This window comes from Clostridium sp. AM34-11AC (assembly GCF_003435375.1).
In the GTDB taxonomy this organism is placed as follows: domain Bacteria; phylum Bacillota; class Clostridia; order Lachnospirales; family Lachnospiraceae; genus Pilosibacter; species Pilosibacter fragilis.
On record NZ_QWGL01000113.1, the window covers coordinates 263 to 558 of the forward strand.

Below are 296 nucleotides of genomic sequence, written 5' to 3' on the forward strand. Positions count from 1 at the left end.
ACGCCACGCTGACGCAGGATTTCCATAATCTGACCGACTTTCAGATAGTCACGACCCATGCGGCTCATGTCCTTGATACACAGGTACTCCACATTCCCGGCTTCCACTTCTTTCATCATTGCCAGAAATCCGGGACGGTCAAAGCAAGTACCACTAATGCCATCGTCCGTGAAATGGACAATGTTCGTAAACCCCTGCCGTGCGGCGAACTCCTCCAACATAGCCTTTTGATTGGAAATGGAATTGCTCTCACGCTGCTGGTCATCATCTTTGCCAAAGTCATCACGGCTCAATCG

At 50.3% G+C, this 296-nt stretch carries 1 protein-coding gene; it reads right to left on the bottom strand.

Going from position 1 to position 296, the window contains the following annotated elements:
* Positions 1-293, bottom strand: a 293-nt coding sequence (locus DW826_RS18830) for a recombinase family protein (RefSeq protein ID WP_347472437.1), incomplete at its 3' end; no start/stop codon positions are given.
* Between the last annotated feature and the right edge of the window lie 3 nt (positions 294-296).